Origin of the sequence: Limnobacter humi (assembly GCF_024518835.1) — a bacterium.
Lineage (GTDB): Bacteria > Pseudomonadota > Gammaproteobacteria > Burkholderiales > Burkholderiaceae_B > Limnobacter > Limnobacter humi.
In genome coordinates, this window is the sequence record NZ_JANIGO010000022.1 from 1 (window position 1) to 570 (window position 570).

A 570-nucleotide genomic window follows, 5' to 3' on the forward strand; every position below is an offset into this window, starting at 1 on the left:
GGATCGGGATATTGATGATGGCCGCGCTGCGCCGCCGCGATTTTCTGTTCGGCTCAAGCCTTCTGCTCGCATCGCCGCTGCTCGCGCGTGCTGCCAGGGCTGCGCCGCCGCGCATCATTTCGCTGGACTACGGTTTGGCGCAGACGCTGATCGAATTCGGCACGCCGCCCGTTGGCCTGATCGACACACAGGGCTGGTATGACTGGGTCATGGAGCCGCCCCTGCCGCCGGGCATTGCCAATGTCGGTTCGAACTATGAGATCAATATGGAAATGCTGCAGCTGCTGCAGCCCGATTTGATCATTTCTACACCCTATCTCGAATGGATCAGGCCGCAGCTCGAGACAATCGCGCCGGTCAAATCATTTCCCATCCATGCACTCGGATCCTCGCCATATCCACACATCGTTGCTGCAACGCTGGAGCTGGGGCAGATCGTCGGGCAACCGCAGCAAGCGCAAGCCCTGATTGACCGCACCGAGCGGGAACTGCTGGCGGCAAAGGCGGCAACCCGGCGTCTCGCCGAGCAGAAACTGGCCCTCATGACGTTTTTGGACGCCCGCAACATTC

The 570-nt window shown here is 60.9% G+C and carries 1 protein-coding gene; it reads left to right on the top strand.

Annotation, left to right across the window (positions count from 1 at the left end; all coding sequences use genetic code 11):
- Window positions 1-14: 14 nt before the first annotated feature.
- A partial coding sequence (locus NQT62_RS15375; protein WP_256765628.1) for an ABC transporter substrate-binding protein occupies window positions 15-570 on the top strand: 556 nt, incomplete at its 3' end.